Origin of the sequence: Pseudomonas sp. YQ_6 (assembly GCF_043103245.1) — a bacterium.
Classification (GTDB): Bacteria; Pseudomonadota; Gammaproteobacteria; order Pseudomonadales; family Pseudomonadaceae; genus Aquipseudomonas; species Aquipseudomonas alloputida.
The window spans coordinates 136774-157578 of sequence record NZ_JBICJR010000054.1 but is presented as its reverse complement, the minus strand read 5'-3'; the positions used below and the strand labels follow the sequence as shown (position 1 = coordinate 157578).

The window sequence follows — 20805 nt, the reverse complement described above, 5'->3', positions numbered from 1 at the left end:
TCAAAGAAAATGGGAAGTACGACTCCCGCAATGGATGGAATTTGCAATGAAAAACGTGTCTTTCACCGAACGCCTGGTCCACGCCGTTGGCTATGAAGTTTTTGCGGTACTGCTGTGTGCGCCGCTGCTGTCCTGGATCATGGGCAAGTCGTTGGCAACGGCGGGCGCGCTGGCGGTGACCCTGTCGGTGATCGCCATGCTGTGGAACATGGTCTACAACGCACTGGTCGATCGCTGGGTGCAAACCGAACGCATCAACTGGAAGGCCAGTACGCGTTTCGTGCACGGTCTTGGCTTCGAAGCCGGCCTGGTGGTGTGGTGCCTGCCGGTGGCGGCTTGGATGCTGGAGATTTCGCTGCTGCAGGCGTTCATGGTGGAGCTGGGCTTCTTCGTGATCATCCTGCCCTACACGGTGCTGTACAACTGGGCGTTCGACAAAGCCCGGCACCTGCTGGTGCAGCGGCGCCTGGCATGATTCGGCCACCCGGCGCGGTTCATTGATCGGGGGTGGGCACAGGTCGGGGTTGGGCACAGGCCGTCGTAGGAGCGGGTTTACCCGCGAAAGGGCCGGGCCTGCTGGCCAATCTCTACACGCCGTTCACCGTTGCCGTCGGGGTAAACCCGCACCTCAAGGTGGCCGCGTAAACCCATGAAAAACGGGGCATGCCATCGCTGGCATGCCCCGTTTTCATACATCTGATGCGCCTCAGTCGACCTTGACGATCCAGCCTGCCGGTGCTTCAACATCGCCGCTCTGGATGCCGGTCAGCTCGTTGTAGAGCTTCTGGGTAACCGGGCCAACCTTTTCCAGGTCGTGGAACACGTGCAGCTTGCCGTTGTACTCGATACCGCCGATCGGGGTGATCACCGCAGCAGTACCGCAAGCGCCGGCTTCGATGAAGCGGTCCAGCTTGCTGATTTCGACGTCGCCTTCGATCACGGTCAGGCCCAGGCGTGATTGCGCCAGTTCCATCAGCGACAGGCGGGTGATGCCTGGCAGTACCGAGGCCGATTTCGGGGTGACGAACTCGTTGTTGGCGGTGATGCCGAAGAAGTTGGCCGAACCGACTTCCTCGATCTTGGTGTGGGTCAGCGGGTCGAGGTAGATGGCGTCGGCGAAGTTGGCCTTCTTCGCTTCAGCGCCCGGCTGCAGGCTGGCAGCGTAGTTGCCGCCGACCTTGGCCGCGCCGGTGCCCTGTGGGGCAGCACGGTCGAAGCTGGAAATCTGGAAGTTGTGCGGCTTCATGCCGCCCTTGAAGTACGAACCAACCGGGATGGCGAACACCGAGAAGATGAACTCGGGGGCGGTGCGCACGCCAATGTTGTCGCCGGTGCCGATCACGAACGGGCGCAGGTACAGGGCGCCTTTGCCGTGCGGTGGTACGAACTTTTCGTTGGCCTTGACCACTTGCTTGCACGCTTCGATGAACACATCGGTCGGCACGTGCGGCATCAGCAGGCGTGCGCAGCTGCGCTGCATGCGGGCGGCGTTCTGGTCCGGGCGGAACAGGTTGATCGAGCCGTCCTTGCAACGGTAGGCCTTCAGGCCTTCGAAGCACTGCTGGCCATAGTGCAAGGCCGTGGAGCCTTCACTGATGTGCAGTACGTTGTCTTCAGTCAGGGTGCCCTTGTCCCACTCGCCATTGCGCCATACGGACAGGTAGCGTTTGTCAGTCTTGATATAGTCGAAACCCAGCTTGTCCCAATTAATGCTTTCGTTGCTCATGACACCCTCATTGTCTTGCAAGTGCCCGATCGCTCGGGCTGCTGTTGTATGCGCACCATGCCACCTTAATACATCCCACGCGGATCGGGAACGGCCAGTCACGAATTGATAGGCTGCGATGCTTTTTTTTCGGTTTCTACAACAGCAAGTACTCATCCAGCGCCAGGTTTTCCAGCAATACTGCATCATGGGACGCCACTATCAGCGCCCCGCGAAACTGCCCGAGCATACGTTCCAGGGCTGTCAGCGATGGCAGGTCCAGGTGGTTGCCGGGTTCGTCCAGCAGCAACAGATCGAGCGGCCGTTCGCGGTACAGCACGGCGGCCAGCGCCGCCTTCATACGCTCGCCGCCGCTAAGCAGGCGACTGGGCAGTTCGATACGGGCCGCATCCAGGCCCAGTTGCGCCAGGCGGCTGCGCAATTTCCCCTGGGCCAGCGTCGGGTTGGCTTGGCGTAGGTGTTCGAGCACGCTGCGGTTGCCTGCCAGTGTGCTGCAGTGCTGGTCGAGCAGGGCGGTCTCACCACTGAGGTGCACATTGTCGGGCGATGCCGGCAATTCCCCATTCAGCAGCCTGAGCAGGGTGGACTTGCCACTGCCATTGGCGCCGATCAGCCCTACGCGCTGGCCCAGGCACAAGCGCAGGTCAAGCGCTTTGCGGGTGCCATGGGGCAAGCAAAGTGCCTGCAAGGCCAACACTTCACGGCCCGGATGGCGCTGAGGTGCGGGCGCGTGCAAGGTAATGGCGCTGTCTTGCTCCACCTCGCGGGCGGCGTCACGCACTTTGCCCAGTAGCGTTTGCCGAGCATCGCGATGGTCGCGGCACTGCTTGCCAGCAGTGGCCTGGCTGCGCTCCTGCTTGCGGTCGACCAGAATCTTGGCCTGGTTGGCGTGCTTGGCTTGGCGCCCGGCCCGGGCCTGATGGCGCTCCAGGTCTTCGCGTTGGCGCTGCAGTTCACGGGCCTGGCGTTGCTGCTCCTGCTTCAGCCGGGCAAGTTGCTGCTGCGCCTGCGCCGTTCGGTTGGCTTTTTGCGCACTATAGAGGCTGTAGTTGCCACCGTAGGCCTGCAAGCCCAGGCTGGATAATTCGACAATGCGTGCCATGTGCGCCAGCAGGCTGCGGTCGTGGCTAATCACCAGCAAGCCACGGTCCCATTCTTCGATCATGCTCAGCAACTGGGCTCGGGCGTTGCTGTCCAGGTGATTGCTTGGCTCGTCGAGGATCAGGTAATCGGCATCGCTGAGCCACGCGCCAATCAGCGCCACGCGCATGGCTTGGCCACCGCTCAGGGTTCGTGCGGGCTGGCGCCAGTCGAGTTGACCCAGCCCGTGGCCCTGAAGCTGCAGCTGCAATTGCTCGCGCATATCCCAGCGCTCACCAACGGTGTCGAAATCCTGGGGTTTGATGCTGCCTTGCTCGATGCGCTCCAGCGCCGCAATCACCGGCCCCACTTGGGCCAGGTCGGCCAGCGTGGCGCTGCGCGCGATGACTTGCTGGTCCAGCAAATGGACAGGCCCGCGGCGCCGACAATGGCCGCTGCTCGGTTCACGCCGGCCGGCAAGAATCTGCCCTAGCAGGATTTTGCCCACGCCATTGCGCCCGACCAGGCCGGTGCGGCGTTGGTCGAAGGTTTCGTTGAGGTTGCTAAACAGCGGCCTGCCATCAGGCAAGGCCAAGGAGACGCTGTCCAGCGTCAGAATCGACGTGTTCGTCATGCACAACTCCACAAATGCCGCGACATCTCCGGAACGAACCGGAGGCTGAAGACTGGCCGTCGAACGGACGGCGGCATCAATGGCGCATTGGACGAACACCTCGTAATTTAGAGAATGCGTAGCCTAACGGACCGTCTGGGGCCGGGTAAAGCACCGGCTGCCGGTTGAGGCTTAGCGCTGCGTCTGCAAGCGCTTGGCCCAGTCTCCGCCATGGCCGTGCGAGCAGGCTTCTTCACTGTCGAATCGCACATGCCAGGCCGGATGGTCCAGCTGAATGCCGGCTTGCTCCAGCGCCAGAGCGGTAAGTGCCAACATGCGCGCCTTCGCATCACCGACCACGGCCGCTGCCTTGTCAGCCTCTTGCCCGAATACCCAGGTAATACGCAGGCTGCCCGGAAAGTCCTCGGGGTGGAGGCGATGGGTAAGCCAACTGAAGCCGACAATCTCCGCCTTGGCGGCTTCGCAGGCATCGGTCAGGCACGCGACCAACTCCCGCTCCAGGCGGCCCATTTCGCGTTTGCCCAATGCCTTCACGGGTTGGCCTCGTCATCGATCTGCTGGCAAAAGCGCAGGCGGTTGCCGAACGGGTCCCACACCTGCATCTGCAGGCCCCAATCCAGGCGCTCGGCCTCGGGCCGGGCGAAACCGTACTGTTTACCCTGCAATTCACGCTCCAGCGCGTGCAGGTCGTCGAGGCGGGCGAACACGGTCGAGCCAGGGCAGGCATCGCCATGGTGCTCTGAAAGGTGCAGGATCAGGCCATCACGATGGATCTGCATGTACAACGGCAAGTCCGGGCTGAAGCGGTGCTCCCAGTCCAGGCTGAAACCCAGGAAATCGAGGTAGAACTCCTTGGCCTTGTCGATCGAGAATATGCGCAGGACAGGTATGGCGGGGGCGAGGGGCATGGTGCGTCCTTGTCCGTTGAAAAGGTGCCACTGTAGCGCAGTTGCTCCCCTTATGGTCGACCAGCCGGCAGCAATGGTTGACCACCCGCCAGCCACTGCGTAGCCTTGCCCACTTCGAGGTTCTTCGGCCTGGCCGAAGCTAAGACGGGAACGCGGTACAAGCCGCGGCTGCCCCCGCAACTGTAAGCACCGACAACGGATCGACACAGCCACTGCGCCAGCGCGCGGGAAGGCGTCATCCCGCCAGCCCGCTGTTCGACTGAACGGGGACATGGAACGGTGCAAGCCAGGAGACCTGCCTCGTCACGTTTTCGACTTTCAACCGGGCGGGGTGATCCGGTGGCGAACAAGCCCGGCCGGCCTGGCCTGCGGCTGTCGTCCTGCATGCCCGCGCCACACTGCCAAGGGCAATGCGACATGAAAACACTGGCCAAGCTCCCCGTCACCATCGTCACCGGCTTCCTCGGCTCGGGCAAGACCACCTTGCTGCGCCACATGCTCGACAACGCCCAGGGCCGCCGCATTGCGGTCATCGTCAACGAGTTTGGTGAACTGGGCATCGATGGCGAAATCCTCAAGCAGTGCAGCATCGGGTGCACCGAGGAAGAAGCCAGCGGCCGCGTCTACGAGCTGGCCAACGGCTGCCTTTGCTGCACCGTGCAGGAAGAATTCTTCCCGGTGATGCGTGAGCTGGTGGCCCGCCGTGGCGACCTCGACCACATCCTCATCGAAACCAGCGGCCTGGCCCTGCCCAAGCCATTGGTACAAGCGTTCCAGTGGCCGGAAATCCGCAACGCCTGCACCGTCGATGCGGTCATCACCGTGGTCGACAGCCCGGCCGTGGCCGCTGGCACCTTTGCTGCCTACCCGGACCACGTCGATGCCCAGCGCAAGCTCGACCCTAACCTGGACCATGAATCGCCCCTGCACGAGCTGTTCGCTGACCAGTTGGCCAGTGCCGACCTGGTGGTGTTGAACAAGGCCGACCTGATCGACGCCGAAGGCCTGGCCAAGGTGCGTGCCGAGGTGGCCGAAGAACTGCCGCCGGCGGTGAAAGTGATCGAGGCCAGCAGCGGCAAGCTGCCACTGGAGGTGCTGCTGGGCGTGGGTGCCGAGTCTGAGGCGCATATCGATGGCCGCCGAACCCACCACGATTCGCACCACGACGGCGACGATCATGACGATCATGACCACGACGCTTTCGACTCCATCTCCATCGACCTGCCGGAAGCCGACGAAAGCCTGCTGCTCGATGCGCTGACCCAGCTGGTGGTGGAGTTCGGTATCCTGCGCGCCAAAGGCTTCGCCGCCATCCCGGGCAAGCCGATGCGCCTGCTGGTACAAGGCGTGGGCACCCGTTTCGACAAGCACTTCGACCGCGCCTGGCGCGCCGACGAGCCGCGCATCACCCGCCTGGTGCTGATCGGCCAGGACCTCGATGCTGCCCAACTGGAAGCGCGCCTGCGCCAGGCACTGGGCGCCTGACCCATGCACCTGCTGCGGACCCAGCCCGGTGGTTTCGTACCGGATGACAGCATTGCCGACCTCGGCCAGACACCCGCCGAGCTGGTGATTCTCTGCAGCGGCGATTCACACCTGGCCTTGCTCGCCGACACCGCCGAGCAATTGCCCGAAGACTTTCCCAGCCTGCGCCTGGCCAACCCGATGCAGGTGCAGAACCATGCCTCGGTCGACCTGTATGTCGACCAGGTGCTGCGCCACGCCAAGGTCATCCTGGTGTCGCTGCACGGTGGCGTTGGTTACTGGCGTTACGGCGTCGAACAACTGGTCGAGCTGGCCGCCCGTGGCGTGCAGCTGATTCTGGTGCCGGGCGATGACCGCCCGGACCCGGAGCTGACCAGCCTGGGCAACGTCCGCGGTGAGCAGGCCGAGCGGCTTTGGCATTACCTGCGCCAGGGCGGCAAGGCCAACGCCATCAACCTGTTCAACTGCCTGGCCAGCCAATGGCTGGGCCGCGACTATGCCTGGGACGAGCCGCAGCCTTTGCCGCGCACGGCGGTGTATCACCCCGCCAAGGGCAGCGCGACACTCGAGGACTGGTACCCACACTGGCACCCCGAGCAGCCAGTGGCGCCGCTGCTGTTCTACCGTTCGCACCTGCAAGCGGCCAATACCGCCTTCATCGACGTGTTCTGCCAGCGCCTGCAGGCTGCCGGCCTGAACCCGTTGCCGATCGCCGTGGCCAGCCTCAAGGAAAGCGCTTGCCTGGAACAGGTCGAAGCCTGGCTGGACGAGGCCGGCGCCGAAGTGCTGGTCAATACCACCGGTTTCGCCTTGTCCAGCCCCGAGCGCCCCAACCTGCGCCCGTTCCGCCGCGACATCCCGGTGCTGCAGGCCATCTGCGCGCAGGACAACCAGCCCGGCTGGGAAGCCAGCGAGCAGGGCCTGGGCGCGCGCGACCTGGCCATGCACATTGCATTGCCGGAGCTGGACGGGCGCATCATCACGCGCCCGGTCAGTTTCAAGGACATGGCCTGGCGCAGCGAGCGCAGCCAATCCGACGTTGTCTGCTACCGCGCCCACCCCGAGCGCATGGACTTTGTCGCCGAGCTGGCCCGCCGCTGGGTCGAGCTGGCCCGTCTGCCCAACGCCCAGAAGCGCGTGGCATTGGTGCTGGCCAACTACCCGACCCGGGATGGCCGCATTGGCAATGGCGTCGGCCTGGACACGCCCGCCGCCGCACTCAACATCCTCAAGGCGCTGCAGGCCGAAGGTTACCCGCTGGCCAAATTGCCGGGCAGCGGTACGCAACTGATCCACCAGTTGCTCGGTGGGGTGACCAACGACCTCGACCACCTCGACCAGCGCCCCTGTGCCCAGAGCCTGAGCCTGGCCGATTACCAGGTGGCCTTCGAGCGCCTGCCGCAGGCCAACCGCCAGGCAGTGCTGGAACGCTGGGGGCCGCCCGAACAGGACCCGATGTTCCGCAGCGGCCGGCTGATGGTTGCCGGCCTGCGCTTTGGCTTGACCTTCGTCGGTATCCAGCCGGCGCGGGGCTACCAGGTGGACCCCAGCGCGGTGTATCACGACCCTGACCTGGTGCCACCGCATGGCTACCTGGCATTTCACTTTTGGCTGCGTCACGCATTTGCCGCCGATGCGGTGATCCACGTCGGCAAGCATGGCAACCTCGAATGGCTGCCCGGCAAAGGCGTCGGGCTGTCGGCGCAGTGCTGGCCGGACGCGCTGCTGGGCCCGCTGCCGAACATCTACCCGTTCATCGTCAATGACCCGGGCGAGGGTGCCCAGGCCAAGCGCCGTACCCAGGCGGTGATCATCGACCACCTGATGCCGCCGCTGACCCGTGCCGAAACCTATGGCCCGCTGCGCCACCTGGAACAACTGGCCGACGAATTCTACGAAGCGCAGTTGCTCGACCCAAGGCGTGCCCGCGAGTTGCAGCGTGACATCCTCGAACTGGTCAAGGCCAACCACATTGACCGTGAGTTGCAACTGGAAGGGCAACTGGACGATGCGGCGCTCTGGCTGCCGCGCCTGGATACCTACCTGTGCGACCTGAAGGAGTCGCAAATTCGCGATGGCCTGCACGTGTTTGGTCAGTCACCTGAAGGGCGGCTACGCCTGGATACGCTGCTGGCATTGTTGCGGGTTGAGCGTGGCGACGGCCGTGGCGGTAATGCCAGCTTGCTGCGGGCTTTGGCCAAGGCACTGATACCGGGCTGGGACCCGCTCGATTGCGACCTTGGGCAGCCGTGGCAGGGCATGCGCCCTGAACAGCTGCAGGCCATGAGCAATGAACCTTGGCGCACCTGTGGCGACACCCGCGAGCGCCTTGAGCTGCTGGCACTGCAGGTGATCGGGCAGGCGCTGGAAGGCACAGCACAGTTACCCGACCTGAGTGAGTGGCAACCGGTGCACGCTGTAGTGCAAGCCCTGCGTGAAGCGGTCGCACCCAGCCTGGACGCCTGCGGCACGGCTGAAATGCATGGCCTGCTGGCGGCACTGGCCGGGCGCTTCGTGCCCGCCGGCCCCAGTGGTGCGCCAAGTCGAGGGCGCCTCGATGTGCTGCCCACCGGCCGCAACTTCTATACCGTGGACGTGCGCAACCTGCCCACCACCACAGCCTGGCGCCTGGGCTTCGCCTCGGCCAGCCTGATCCTCGAGCGCCATCTGCAGGACCACGGCGATCACTTGCGCCAGCTCGGTCTGTCGGTGTGGGGCACGGCAACCATGCGCACCGGCGGCGACGACATCGCGCAGGCCATGGCGCTGATGGGCGTGCGGCCTGTCTGGGCCACCGGCAGCCAGCGCGTCGACGACTTCGAAATCTTGCCGTTGAGCCTGCTCGACCGCCCGCGGGTGGACGTGACCTTGCGCGTTTCCGGCTTCTTCCGCGATGCCTTCGGTAACCTGATCCGCCTGTTCGACGCCGCCGTGCAGGCCGTGGCCGCGCTGGACGAACCTGACGACCTCAACCCCCTGGCTGCCCGTGTGCGCAGCGAGCGGGCCGCGCTGCAGGCTCAAGGTGTGGATGCCGAGCAGGCCGCACGCCAGGCTGGCTGGCGGGTGTTTGGTGCCAAACCCGGCGCATACGGTGCCGGGGTGCAGAACGCCATCGACGGGCGTTTGTGGCACAGCCGCGACGACCTGGCAGAGGTCTACCTCAACCACGGCGGCTATGCCTATGGCGGCAGCGACGACGGCACCCCGGCCCGCGCCCAGTTCGCCCAGCGCCTGGCCAAGGTGCAGGCGGTGCTGCAGAACCAGGACAACCACGAGCACGACCTGCTCGATTCCAACGATTACTACCAGTTCCAGGGCGGCATGCTGGCGGCCTCGGAAACCCTGTCCGGGGCGGTGGTGGCCAGCTACCATGGCGACCACAGCCAGGCCGACCGACCGCGCATCCGTACCCTCAAGGAAGAGCTGAACCGGGTGATCCGCGCCCGTGCGCTCAACCCCAAGTGGATCGACGGGGTCAAGCGTCACGGCTACAAGGGTGCCTTCGAGATGGCCGCGACAGTCGACAACCTGTTCGCCTTCGACGCCACCACGCACCTGATAGACGACCATCATTACCAGGGGCTGGCCGATGCCTATGTGCTCGACCCGGCGACCCGCGATTTCATGCGCGAGCACAACCCCGAGGCCCTGCGCGACCTCACCGAGCGCCTGCTGGAGGCCCAGCAGCGCGGCTTGTGGCAGGCGCCGGGCGACTACCGCGAAGCCCTTGAGGAACAATTGCTCGACGGCGAGGAACAGGCTTGAAATGAGTGAACCCGTACAATTTCCGCTGGCGGCCGTGGTCGGTGCAGACGACCTCAAGCTGGCGCTGTGCCTGACCGCCATCGACCCCAGGATCGGTGGTGTGCTGATCGAAGGGCCGCGTGGCATGGCCAAGAGTACCCTGGCCCGTGGCCTGGCCGACCTGCTTGGCGAAGGCCCGTTCGTCACCTTGCCATTGGGCGCCAGTGAAGAGCGGTTGGTCGGCACCCTCGACCTGGATGCCGCGCTGGGGCAGGGCAAGGCGCAGTTTTCCCCGGGCGTGCTGGCCCAGGCCGACGGCGGTGTGCTGTATGTCGATGAGGTCAACCTGCTGCCCGACACCTTGGTCGATCTGTTGCTTGACGTGGCTGCCAGCGGCACAAACCGCATCGAGCGTGACGGTATCTCGCATCGGCACAGCGCCCGCTTCGTACTGATCGGCACCATGAACCCGGAAGAGGGCGAGCTGCGCCCGCAGTTGCTCGACCGTTTCGGCCTGAACGTGGCGCTGGAGGGGTTGCCGGAGCCCGAGGCCAGGCAGCAGATCATTCGCCGCCGGCTGGCCTTCGACAGTGACCCGCAGGCGTTCTGCGCACACTGGGCCCAGGCCCAGGCGCAACTGCGCGAGCGCTGCCAGGCGGCGCGCCAGGCCCTGGCCGACATTGCCCTGGATGACCAGGCGCTGGCCTGGATCACCGAGCGCTGCTACGCCGCCGGCGTGGACGGCCTGCGCGCCGACCTGGTGTGGCTGCGCGCTGCGCGCGCCCACTGTGCCTGGCGGGGGGCTGCAGCTATCGAAGAAGTGGATGTCGAGGCGGTGGCCGAATTCGCCTTGCGCCATCGCCGCCGTATGACGCCCCAGGCCAATCCGCCGTCGGCGCCACAGTCGCCTGACCAGCAGCCTGGTGCCGGCAACCCGGGTGAACAGGGTGGGCAGGGCGACTGGGGGGCATTACCGGCACAGCCGGTGGCCAGCGGCGCGCGCCGTGAGGTGCCGAACTGGGCAAAAAAGCCCTGAGCATCCCCCAGCCACCAGCCAAAGGGGCGGATGCCAGAGCGGGCATAGGCAAGCAGAACGGTAGCCGCCGTGGCCTCGTGCGAAGTGCGGCGGCCGGCCGGGTAGCCTGGCTGCCAACCTTGCTCAAAGGACGGCCACGTCAGCGACAGGACCTGTGCTGGCAGCAGCGCCAAGGCAGGCCGGCAGAATTGTGGCTGGTGATCGTCGATGCCTCGGCTTCAACCCGGCGCCATCAGGCGCTGGCGCAGACCAAAGGGCTGCTGGCGGCGTTGTTCGACCAGGCCTATCGCCAGCGCGCCCGCCTGGCCCTGCTGACTGCCAGCGGCCGCACGCCGCAGTGGCAGCGCCACGGGCTGAAGGCATCCGCTGCCTTGCAACACTGGCTGCAGGCCTTGGGGGCAGGCGGGGGCACGCCGCTGATCGCCGCACTGGAACAGGCGCGGCACTGGCTACAGGCGCGGCAGCGAGCCCACCCGCAAGAGGCCTTGCGTTGCCTGGTGTTCACCGACGGTCGCCTGCAGCACAGCAATACCGTGCAGCCGATGCCATGCGCCACGTTGTTGGTCGATATGGAACTGGCGCCAGTGCGCCTGGGACGCGCGCAGCGTCTGGCAGAACAATTGCAGGCTGATTACCAGCACTTGCAACAATTCAAGGTGGTGGATTGAACTGGCAGGTTGCGACACTCTGTCGCAATTGGGAAAGTTGCCACAACAGCAACAGAGAAGTTGTACAAGTGCGTGACCATGCACGCACTTGTTGTGCCGGCCGATATTACTTTGGCATCGACCACGGTTGCAGGTCGTAGCCCTTTTCAGACAATTCGGCGCGCACTTCTTCGATCAGGCTGGCCCACTGGGCCGGGTCGGAGTAGATGCGCGACGACACTTGCTTGGCGCCGATGCGGGTGCTGGTCCGGTCGATCACTGCCAGGCTCAGTTCACCAGTACCGTTGGGTGCATCCCAGGCTACGCACTGGAAAGGTTCGAAGGCGTGGTCGGCAATCAGCAGTGCTTCGTTGACACGGAGCGGGGCATTCATGGTTCGGTCTCTCTATGGTCCCAAACATCGAAGTGAAGTCCGCGTTGCTTCAAAGTCGCCTCATTGATCGCGAAGTGCAGCGCGGGGTTATGTCTACTGATGCTCGTTGTTCGTGGGTAAGTCACACATTGGCTGTAATTTTTTTTCAGGGTTGACGCTGTTCTTGCCTGCGCCGCCATGGGATGTCGATAAAGTGCGAAAATTCCCATGGCGGTTTGTAAAAAAATGATTCGGCAGACAGACGGTACTGGGCACCGTCAACTTCGTTGCTACTGTTAAACGGGCGCCACAACTTGCTGTTTTATTTCAAAAAACCAAAAACTGGCGCCAAGGATCGGTTATGCAGCAGCCTGCCGCTCAACGCCGTTTGCTTATCGTCGACCCCTGCGACGATTGTCACCGCTTGCTACCTGGTCTGCGCAACGCAGGTTGGGATGTGGACAGCTGTATGCTCGGGGCCGCGTTGGACCACACGTGCGATGTCGGGCTATTGCGCTTGCAGGCTTCGCATCTGAGGCACCCGGACGCGGTCAAGGACATGATCAAGCGCAGCAACACCGAATGGATTGCCGTGCTCAGCGCCGACCAACTGCGCATGCCGGCGTTCGGTGATTTTGTGTGTGAGTGGTTTTTCGACTTCCATACCCTGCCGTTCGACGTCTCCCGCGTGCAGGTAACCCTGGGCCGGGCCTTTGGCATGGCACGCCTGCGCGGCAAGGGGACCGTCAAGGTCGATGAGACGACCCATGAGTTGCTCGGCGAAAGCCGGCCTATCCGCGAGTTGCGCAAGTTGCTGGGTAAACTGGCACCCACCGAATCGCCGGTGCTGATCCGCGGTGAGAGCGGCACCGGCAAAGAGCTGGTGGCGCGCACACTGCACCGCCAGTCGCAACGCAGCGAGCAGCCGTTCATCGCGATCAACTGCGGGGCGATCCCTGAGCACTTGATCCAGTCCGAACTGTTCGGCCATGAGAAGGGCGCCTTTACCGGTGCCCACCAGCGCAAGACCGGGCGTATCGAAGCGGCCGATGGCGGCACACTGTTCCTTGATGAAATCGGCGACTTGCCGTTGGAGTTGCAGGCCAACTTGCTGCGTTTTTTGCAGGAGAAGCACATCGAGCGGGTGGGTGGCAGCCAGCCAATACCGGTGGATGTTCGGGTGCTGGCGGCCACCCATGTGGACCTGGAGCGGGCCATCGAGCAAGGGCGTTTCCGCGAAGACTTGTATTACCGCCTGAACGTCTTGCAGGTGGTGACCGCGCCGTTGCGCGACCGGCATGGTGACCTGTCGATGCTGGCCAACCATTTTGCCCATTTCTACAGCGTGGAGACCGGGCGTCGGCCACGATCGTTCAGCGACCATGCCCTGGCGGCGATGGGGCGGCATGACTGGCCGGGCAATGTGCGCGAGCTGGCCAACCGCGTGCGCCGCGGGCTGGTGCTGGCTGAAGGGCGGCAGATCGAGGCGCAGGACCTGGGGTTGCAGCTGCTCGACCCGGAACAACAGCCGCTGGGCACGCTGGAAGAGTACAAGCAGCGCGCCGAGCGCCAGGCGCTGTGCGATGTGCTCAACCGGCACAGCGACAACCTGAGCGTGGCGGCCAAGGTGCTGGGCATTTCACGGCCGACGTTCTATCGGTTGCTGCACAAGCACCAGATACGCTGAGCGGCGCTCTTTGAAGCCGCTCTTACAGGGAAACCACAAGCCCCCTGTAGGAGGGGTTTACCCGCGAAAGGGCCGGGCCTGCTGGCCAATGTCCACCCGCCGTTCACTGCTGTCGCCGCTACCGTATTCGCGGGTAAACCCGCTCCTACAGGGAAAGCACAAGCCTGTGTAGGAGCGGGTTTACCCGCGAAAGGGCCGGGCCTGCTGGCCAATGTCCACCCGCCGTTCACTGTTGTCGCGGCTACCGTATTCGCGGGTAAACCCGCTCCTACACCTGATCGGGGTGGACACACATCGGTTTAGCGGCGAAGAGGCCCTGCCCGGCGAACTCAGTGCGGTCCGCGCGGGATGGTCTTGAGCAAGTCTTCGGGGCTGATATGCCCCACCACCTGGGCCACCGCGCTGCCCGGGGTCGGCAGGTCGATGATATGGCTCTTCATCTTGCCTATCACATGCATCTCGCACGGCTTGCAGTCGAACTTCAGGGTCAGCACTTCGTCACCCTGAATCAGCTGCATCGGTGCCACCTTGGTACGCACACCGGTCACGCCCTTGGCCTGCTTGGGGCACAGGTTGAAGGAGAAGCGCAGGCAGTGCTTGGTGATCATCACCGGCACTTCGCCGTGTTCTTCATGCGCTTCATAGGCCGCATCGATCAGTTGCACACCGTGGCGGTGGTAGAAGTCGCGGGCCTTCTGGTTGTATACGTTGGCCAGGAACGACAGGTGCGACTCGGGGTACACCGGCGGTGGCGTGGTCTCGGCCTTGCGCCCGCCACGCGGATGCGCCTGCACGCGTGCTGCAGTCAGTGCCTCGATGGCTTCGCGGCGCAGGGCCTTGAGCTGCGAGTTGGGAATGAAGTACGCCTGCGGGGCATCCAGTTCGATGCGGTCGGCGTGGTACAGGGTGGTGCCCAGCTGGCCGAGCAGGTCATGCAACTGCTCCAGTGCCTGCTGCGGCTTGTTGGCTACGCCGAATGGGCCGTCCAGGGCCACCTGCACGCTCACGCCTTCTTCACTGCTCAGGGTAAGCATCAAGCGTTGCTCGCGCAGGACGGCGTGCCACTCCACGCCGACCCGGCGTTCGGAGGAGGTGCGTTGCAGGGCCTGTTGCCAGTTGTGGTCGAGGTTGCGCGACAGCGGGTGGTTGGGCCGCAGCTTGTGCAGGCCTTCGGGCATTTCGTTGGGCTCGACGCGATAGCGGTAGCGCTTGTGGCCGTCTTCTTCGAATTCGCCACGCGGTTCGGCGATGTTGGCGCGGAAGCCCACCACTTCGCGTTTGACCAGCACATTGAGGCCGTCGCCGTTGGTCAGCGGTACGTCGGTCACCACTTGCATGTCACGCTTGCCGACCTTTTCCACTACGCCCACCGGCAGGCCGGTGAAGGTTGGCGAGTCGAAAGCGCCGATATCGACCTTGCGGTCGGTCACGAAGTAGTCGGTGCTGCCGCGGTGGAAGGTTTTATCCGGGTCGGGCACGAAGAAATGTTCGGTACGGCCGCTGGACGCGCGGGCGTACTGAGGACGGTCTTCAAGGATGGCATCGAGCTCTTTGCGGTAATGGGCGGTGATGTTCTTCACATAGCCCATGTCCTTGTAGCGGCCCTCGATCTTGAACGAGCGCACGCCGGCCTCGACCAGGTCAGCCAGGTTGGCGGTCTGGTTGTTGTCCTTCATCGACAGCAGGTGTTTCTCGAACGCAACCACGCGGCCCTGGTCATCTTTCAGCGTGTAGGGCAGGCGGCAGGCTTGCGAGCAATCACCACGGTTGGCGCTGCGGCCGGTCTGCGCATGGGAAATGTTGCATTGGCCAGAGAACGCCACGCACAGCGCGCCGTGGATGAAGAACTCGATGGCGGCATCGGTTTCGGCGGCGATGGCGCGGATTTGCTGCAGGTTCAGCTCCCGCGCCAATACCAGTTGCGAGAACCCGGCCTGGTCGAGGAACTTGGCCCGTTCCAGGGTGCGGATGTCGGTCTGGGTGCTGGCATGCAGCTCGATCGGCGGGATGTCCAGCTCCATCACCCCAAGGTCCTGCACGATCAGCGCGTCAACGCCGGCATCGTACAGCTGGTGAATCAGCTTGCGCGCCGGTTCCAGCTCGTTGTCGTGCAGGATGGTGTTGATGGTGGTGAACACGCGTGCATGGTAGCGATGGGCGAACTCGACCAGCTCGGCGATATCGCTGACTTCGTTGCAGGCGTTATGGCGCGCGCCGAAGCTCGGGCCGCCGATATAGATGGCGTCAGCGCCGTGCAGGATCGCTTCACGGGCGATGGCCACGTCACGGGCAGGGCTGAGCAGTTCCAGGTGATTCTTTGGAAGGGACATGTCGTTATATTTTCGGGCTGTCACGGTTTAGGCGGGCATTGTAGCGGTGAAACGGGCTGGCGGCATCATTGGGGTGCCGAGAGGTGCGGGATTGGCTGCGGGTACGCGCAACTGTGGGAGCGGCCTTGCGTCGCGAAAGGGCCGCAGAGCGGCCCCGGGCGATTTTCCGGCCAATCAACGATGTCGGGGGCGCTGCGCACCCCCACAAGCGCAGCTCAGCGCTTGGCAGCCATCGCCGTCACTTCCACACGCATGCCTTCAAAGGCCAGTGAAGCCACACCCACCGCCGCACGCACCGGCCAGGGCTTGCTGAAGAAGCGCTGGTACACCTCGTTGAACGCTGCGCGGTCGGCCATGTCGGTCAGGTAGATGGTCAGGTGCAGCACGCGGTCCATACCGCTGCCGGCCTTTTCCAGGGCCACTTTCAGCGCCTGCAGGGTGCATTCGCTCTGCTCGACGATGCCGCCCAGTTCCAGGCTGCCGTCGGCGTGGGTCGGGATTTGCGTGGTGACCAGCACGCCGTTGTACTCGGCAACGTCCGAGGAAATCGACTCGGCGTCCGGGTCCGGGGTGTAGATGATGTCTGCATGTGCCATGGTGTGTCTGCCTTGCAACGGAAGGAAAACGGCAAGCCTACGCGAGCGCACCTGCCCGGTCGAGCGTGCCTCGGCGTTTGAAATGCGCGGCGTTCGCCGTCAGAATCGCAGGCGATTGCAAAACCAGGGGTTTACGTTGAACGAACAGACTTTGTCCAGGCGCCTGGAGCGCGTGGCCGCCCATGTACCGCAGGGCGCGCGCCTGGCCGACATTGGCTCGGACCACGGCTACCTGCCGGTGGCCTTGATGCTGCGTGGCGTGCTCGAGGCCGCGGTAGCGGGTGAAGTGGCACCGACGCCGTTCGCCTCGGCCCAGCGCAATGTGCGCAGAAACGGCCTGCAAGCGCAGGTAACCGTACGCCTGGCCGATGGGCTGGCAGCGGTCGAGCCGCAAGACCGTATCTCGGTGGTGAGCATCTGCGGGATGGGCGGCGACACCATGTGCGAGATACTCGAAGCCGGCAAGCAGCGCCTTGGCGGCGTCACGCGCCTGGTACTGCAGCCCAATGGCGGTGAGCGCGAACTGCGCCAGTGGCTGGCGGGCAATGATTACCAGATCGTCAGCGAGGAGCTGCTGCGGGAGAACCGCTTCGATTACGAGATCATCGTCGCCGAGCCGGGCAGGGGGGTGTATAGCGCTGAACAGCTGTACTTCGGCCCCGTGTTGATGCAGGAAAAAAGCGAGGCGTTTGTGGTCAAGTGGCGGCGCATGCTGCGGCAGAAGCAGCAGACCCTGGCCAATTTCCAGCGGGCCCGCGATGCGGTGCCTCAGGCGAAGATCGACGATTTCAATCAGCAGGTGGGCTGGATCACCCAGGTGCTGGCCTGACTCACTGCTGCGAGCAGTTGCCCATTTCCCGGTAGTCGATTTCGCGCTTCTGGCCCTGATGGTCGACGTACACCATGTGTGCGGTGCCTACCTGGCAGTCGGCGGTGTTGCTGGCCGGTGTGATGGAGAAGACCTTGGCCACGTCCAGCGGCATGCCGTATTCATAGGTGCTGCTTGCGGGCTGGTTTTCGCCTGCACCGGCAAAAGCACCGAACGAGGTGAAGGCAGCGGTAATGGCAAGGACAGCGATCGAGCGTTTCATGACAGGCTCCTTTTTTTAATGGATGGCTAATGATCTATTCATTGGTCATCCACAATAAATGGGCTAAACCGTGATAGATTCCTGCCTTTAATGCAGGAATAAAACAAGGAGCACCCCTTCATGGACATGCTGCATGCCATGCGTACCTTCACCCGTGTGGTGGAATGTGGCAGCTTCGCTGCAGCTGCCAATGCTCTGGATATTTCTGCAGCGCAGGTTTCGCGCATCGTCGCCGAGCTGGAGAACCAGCTGCAGACCCGCCTGCTGCATCGCACCACCCGGCGCTTGCGCATGAGCGAGGCGGGAGAGCGGTTTCTGGAGCGGGCGCGCCAGATCATGCTGTTGACCGAAGAAGCCGTGGGTGAAGCGCGAGGGGCGCACCTTACGCCTCGCGGTCATCTGCGTTTGCACTGCCCGCACGGCATGGGGCTGTTGCTGATGCCGCTGGTGGCTGGCTACAACACGCTATACCCGGAAGTGGTGATCGAGCTGACGCTGTCGCAGCGCAACCCCGACCCGCTGGCCGAAGGGCATGACGTGGTGATTACCGTGGACGGTGCGCTGCCGGATTCGCAACTGATCGCTGTGCCGCTGGGCAACATTTTCAGCATCCCCTGCGCGGCCCCCGGTTACCTGGATACCCACGGTGTACCGGAGCGCCCCGAAGACTTGCACGGCCATCGCTGCCTGCGCATGGCTTACCCGATGTACGAAGGCGACTGGGTGTTCCCGCAAGGGGTTGACCAGTGCGTGATCGCGCCAAACGACAGTTTCTCCACCAACGTTGCCGACGCCATGCTGGTGGCCAGCGAGCTGGGCATGGGCATTGGCCTGCTGCCGTTCTACACCGCCAGCGAGGCGATCGGGCAGGGGCGCTTGTGCCGGTTATTGGCACCGTATCGGCTGCGGGAGAGTGCGCTGTATGCGATGTATCCGTCACGCCATTATCTGGACGCGAAGGTGCGCACCTGGATCGACTACCTCAAGGAGCAGCTGCCTGCGCTGTTCGAGGGGCATGCCAGGGTAGTGGATGATGCGCGGTATTGGCGCTGAGGCGAGAAGTTTGCCGCGGTGACATTCCTGTGGGAGCGGGCGCGCCCGCGAACACCGGCAAAGCCGGTGCCAGCCACAGCGTCGCCCGCTCCCCCAAGAACCGCGTTGCCTTTGCGTTACAGCGGATAGTTTTTCAATTCCCGTGCAATCAGCATGCGCTGGATCTCGCTCGACCCTTCATAGATCTGGGTAATCCGCGCATCCCGGTAGTAGCGCTCCACCGGGTAATCTTCCAGATAGCCGTATCCACCATGCACCTGGATGGCCATCGAGCACACCCGCTCGGCCATTTCCGAAGCGAACAGCTTGGCCTGTGACGCTTCCGACAGGCACGGCTTGCCGGCGCTGCGCAGGCGGGCGGCATGCAGAATCAGCAAACGTGCGGCGTTCACCTGCACCTGCATGTCGGCCAGCAGGTTGGCGATGCTCTGGTGTTCGTTGATCGGCTTGCCAAACTGTATGCGGTCACGCGAGTAGACCAGCGCCGCTTCGAATGCGGCGCGGGCGATGCCCAAGGCCTGGGCGGCAATGCCGATACGGCCGCCTTCGAGGTTGGACAGGGCAATGGCCAGTCCCTTGCCACGCTCACCGAGGATATTGGCGGCTGGAATGCGGCAGTTGTCGAAGGTCACTGCGCAGGTATCGGAGGCGCGAATGCCCATCTTGTGCTCGCTGCGGTCAACCTTGAACCCAGGGTTGTCGGTGGGCACCAGGAACGCCGACAGGCCTTTCTTGCCCAGCTCCGGGTCGGTCACTGCGAAGACGATCGCCAGGCCGGCACGGCGGGCATTGCTGACGAACTGCTTGGCACCGTTGATGACCCACTGGCCATCCACCAGCTCGGCGCGGGTGCGCAGGTTGTGCGCCTCGGAGCCGGCCTGTGGCTCGGTCAGGCAGAAGCAGCCAATCACCTCGCCGCTGGCCAGGCGAGGCAGCCACTGCTGTTGCTGTTCGGCGGTGCCGTAGGCCAGCAGCGGGCCGCAACCTACCGAGTTGTGGATGCTCATCATCGCCCCGGTGGCGCCGCAGCCGGCGGCGATCTCTTCCACGGCCAGGGCATAGGCGACATAGTCGGTGTAGCTGCCGCCGAAGTCCTCGGGCACCACCATGCCCAACAGGCCCAGTTCGCCCATCTTGCGCACCACGCCATCATCGATCCAGCCGGCCTTTTCCCAAGCCTGGGCATGGGGTGCGATTTCGCCACGGGCAAAGTCCCGGGCCATGTCGCGAATCATGATCTGTTCTTCGCTCAGTTCGAGGTCTTGCATCTGTGTACTCCCGGGCTCACAGGCCTTCGAAGAATTGTTCGACCCGCTGGCTTTGCAGCGCGGCCAGGGTCGGCGGGTTCCAGCGGGGCTGCTTGTCCTTGTCGATGATCAGGGCACGCACGCCTTCGATGATGTCGCCGTGCTGGAACCACTGGCGGTCCAGGTGCAGTTCCATGGCAAAGCAGTCGTCAATGCTCAGCTCGCGCCCCCGGCGCAGCATCTCCAGCGTAACCGCCATGGCCAGAGGCGAGCGGGTTTCCAGCTGATCGGCGGTGGCCACTGCCCAGGCGTGGCTGTCGCCAATGCTCACCGCACGCAGTTGCTCGACAATGGCTGGCAGGTCGGGCAGGGCGAAGAAGTGGTCGATGGCCGGGCGCAGCTTTTCCAGTGGCGCATCATCCAGTGTCTGGGTACCGAGCCTGGCCAGCAGGTTTTGCAGGTCCTTGAGCGGGTGGTCGCTGAAGTCGAGCTGGTCGAGGCCCCGGTCGAGGGCTGCGAGCTGGTCGCTGGCCAGGTACCAGTCGGCCAGGCCGCAGTACAAGGCGTCGGCCGCCTGGATCTGGGCACCGCTGACACCCAGGTAGATGCCCAGCTCGCCGGGGATGCGCGAGAGGAAGTAGCTGCCGCCCACGTCCGGGAAGTAGCCGATGCCGACCTCGGGCATGCCCAGCCGGCTGCGCTCGGTGACCACCCGCAGGTCGCAGCCCTGGGCCAGGCCCATGCCGCCCCCGAGGGTGAAGCCGTCCATCACTACCAGTATCGGCTTGCGGTAGCGGTGGATGACCAGGTCGAGGGCGTACTCTTCGACGAAAAAGGTTTCATGCAGCGTGTCGCCGGCCTTGAAGCTGTCGTGCAGCGAGCGGATATCGCCACCGGCACAGAAACCCTTGGGGCCTTCGCCGCGCAGGACCACGGCGCGTACGTGCGGGTTGTCGGCCCACTGGTCCAGGTGCTGACGCAGGCTGCGCACCATGTCCAGGGTCAAGGCATTGAGACCGGCTGGGCGATTCAGGGTCAGATGGCCGATCTGGTTACGGACCTCGGCCAGTACATGGTCGGTTGCTGCCGGGGTATGAGCGTGTGCAGTCATTGCGTTCTCCCTGCTTTGTTATTGATTTTCCAAGTGAAGTCTGGAGTTCGCTGGAGG

General features: G+C 64.1%; 18 protein-coding genes and 1 riboswitch. Of the genes, 8 read left to right on the top strand and 10 right to left on the bottom strand.

Going from position 1 to position 20805, the window contains the following annotated elements:
- The first annotated feature begins 46 nt into the window (after positions 1-46).
- Complete coding sequence (locus tag ACF8FG_RS19160) at positions 47-475, top strand: multidrug/biocide efflux PACE transporter (protein ID WP_019436996.1); 429 nt, start codon at positions 47-49, stop codon at positions 473-475.
- Positions 476-706: 231 nt separating this feature from the next.
- Here the strand turns inward: ACF8FG_RS19160 and ACF8FG_RS19155 are convergent, their stop codons facing one another.
- From ACF8FG_RS19155 to ACF8FG_RS19140, 4 genes are all read right to left on the bottom strand, one after another.
- Positions 707-1726, bottom strand: a complete 1020-nt coding sequence (locus tag ACF8FG_RS19155) for a branched-chain amino acid aminotransferase (protein WP_014590758.1) — start codon at positions 1724-1726, stop codon at positions 707-709.
- A gap of 136 nt (positions 1727-1862) precedes the next feature.
- Entirely contained in the window at positions 1863-3440 is a 1578-nt protein-coding gene (locus tag ACF8FG_RS19150; protein ID WP_318080668.1) for an ATP-binding cassette domain-containing protein, read from the bottom strand.
- Positions 3441-3611: 171 nt separating this feature from the next.
- On the bottom strand, positions 3612-3974 hold the full coding sequence (locus ACF8FG_RS19145; protein WP_318080667.1) for a hypothetical protein: 363 nt from the start codon (positions 3972-3974) through the stop codon (positions 3612-3614).
- Positions 3971-4348 carry a glyoxalase superfamily protein gene (locus ACF8FG_RS19140; RefSeq protein WP_010954367.1) on the bottom strand — a complete coding sequence of 126 codons (378 nt, stop codon included), beginning with the start codon at positions 4346-4348 and terminating at the stop codon, positions 3971-3973. Before ACF8FG_RS19140 ends, ACF8FG_RS19145 begins: the two co-directional genes overlap by 4 nt.
- Before the next feature lie 100 nt (positions 4349-4448).
- Positions 4449-4666: riboswitch (cobalamin riboswitch) on the top strand.
- A gap of 99 nt (positions 4667-4765) precedes the next feature.
- Here ACF8FG_RS19140 and cobW point away from each other — a divergent pair.
- From cobW to ACF8FG_RS19120, 4 genes are all read left to right on the top strand, one after another.
- A complete protein-coding gene (gene cobW, locus ACF8FG_RS19135; protein ID WP_318080666.1) occupies positions 4766-5833 on the top strand; it encodes a cobalamin biosynthesis protein CobW in 1068 nt (355 codons plus the stop codon).
- Positions 5834-5836: 3 nt separating this feature from the next.
- Positions 5837-9598: a cobaltochelatase subunit CobN gene (gene cobN, locus ACF8FG_RS19130; RefSeq protein WP_267273901.1), complete on the top strand. Its 3762-nt coding sequence runs from the start codon at positions 5837-5839 to the stop codon at positions 9596-9598.
- 1 nt (position 9599) lies between these two features.
- Complete coding sequence (locus ACF8FG_RS19125) at positions 9600-10613, top strand: ATP-binding protein (protein ID WP_014590764.1); 1014 nt, start codon at positions 9600-9602, stop codon at positions 10611-10613.
- Between the two features lie 77 nt (positions 10614-10690).
- A complete protein-coding gene (locus ACF8FG_RS19120; RefSeq protein WP_014590765.1) occupies positions 10691-11281 on the top strand; it encodes a VWA domain-containing protein in 591 nt (196 codons plus the stop codon).
- A 106-nt stretch (positions 11282-11387) separates the two neighbouring features.
- On the opposite strand, the gene ACF8FG_RS19115 is transcribed toward ACF8FG_RS19120, so the two are convergent.
- Positions 11388-11654 (bottom strand): hypothetical protein, encoded by a 267-nt coding sequence (locus ACF8FG_RS19115; protein ID WP_014590766.1) that lies wholly within the window; start codon positions 11652-11654, stop codon positions 11388-11390.
- Positions 11655-11994: 340 nt separating this feature from the next.
- Between ACF8FG_RS19115 and ACF8FG_RS19110 the strand changes: the two genes are divergently transcribed.
- Positions 11995-13320, top strand: coding sequence for a sigma-54 dependent transcriptional regulator (locus tag ACF8FG_RS19110; RefSeq protein WP_014590767.1), 1326 nt, complete (start codon positions 11995-11997; stop codon positions 13318-13320).
- Between the two features lie 329 nt (positions 13321-13649).
- Here ACF8FG_RS19110 and ACF8FG_RS19105 read toward each other — a convergent pair whose 3' ends face one another.
- On the bottom strand, positions 13650-15650 hold the full coding sequence (locus ACF8FG_RS19105) for a U32 family peptidase (RefSeq protein ID WP_076403154.1): 2001 nt from the start codon (positions 15648-15650) through the stop codon (positions 13650-13652).
- A gap of 215 nt (positions 15651-15865) precedes the next feature.
- Positions 15866-16246: a RidA family protein gene (locus ACF8FG_RS19100; protein ID WP_004577524.1), complete on the bottom strand. Its 381-nt coding sequence runs from the start codon at positions 16244-16246 to the stop codon at positions 15866-15868.
- Between the two features lie 136 nt (positions 16247-16382).
- Here ACF8FG_RS19100 and ACF8FG_RS19095 point away from each other — a divergent pair, with 136 nt between their 5' ends.
- Complete coding sequence (locus ACF8FG_RS19095) at positions 16383-17075, top strand: tRNA (adenine(22)-N(1))-methyltransferase TrmK (RefSeq protein ID WP_053868119.1); 693 nt, start codon at positions 16383-16385, stop codon at positions 17073-17075.
- A gap of 1 nt (position 17076) precedes the next feature.
- Here ACF8FG_RS19095 and ACF8FG_RS19090 read toward each other — a convergent pair whose 3' ends face one another.
- Positions 17077-17337: a DUF2790 domain-containing protein gene (locus ACF8FG_RS19090; protein WP_318078802.1), complete on the bottom strand. Its 261-nt coding sequence runs from the start codon at positions 17335-17337 to the stop codon at positions 17077-17079.
- A 120-nt stretch (positions 17338-17457) separates the two neighbouring features.
- On the opposite strand from ACF8FG_RS19090, the gene ACF8FG_RS19085 reads away from it, so the two are divergent.
- The gene (locus tag ACF8FG_RS19085) at positions 17458-18390 is read left to right on the top strand and encodes a LysR family transcriptional regulator (protein ID WP_014590770.1); all 933 of its coding nucleotides are present in this window, start codon (positions 17458-17460) and stop codon (positions 18388-18390) included.
- Positions 18391-18506: 116 nt separating this feature from the next.
- On the opposite strand, the gene ACF8FG_RS19080 is transcribed toward ACF8FG_RS19085, so the two are convergent.
- Positions 18507-19658: an acyl-CoA dehydrogenase family protein gene (locus ACF8FG_RS19080; protein WP_014590771.1), complete on the bottom strand. Its 1152-nt coding sequence runs from the start codon at positions 19656-19658 to the stop codon at positions 18507-18509.
- Between the two features lie 16 nt (positions 19659-19674).
- Positions 19675-20748 (bottom strand): enoyl-CoA hydratase/isomerase family protein, encoded by a 1074-nt coding sequence (locus ACF8FG_RS19075; protein ID WP_070383960.1) that lies wholly within the window; start codon positions 20746-20748, stop codon positions 19675-19677.
- Positions 20749-20805: the final 57 nt, after the last annotated feature.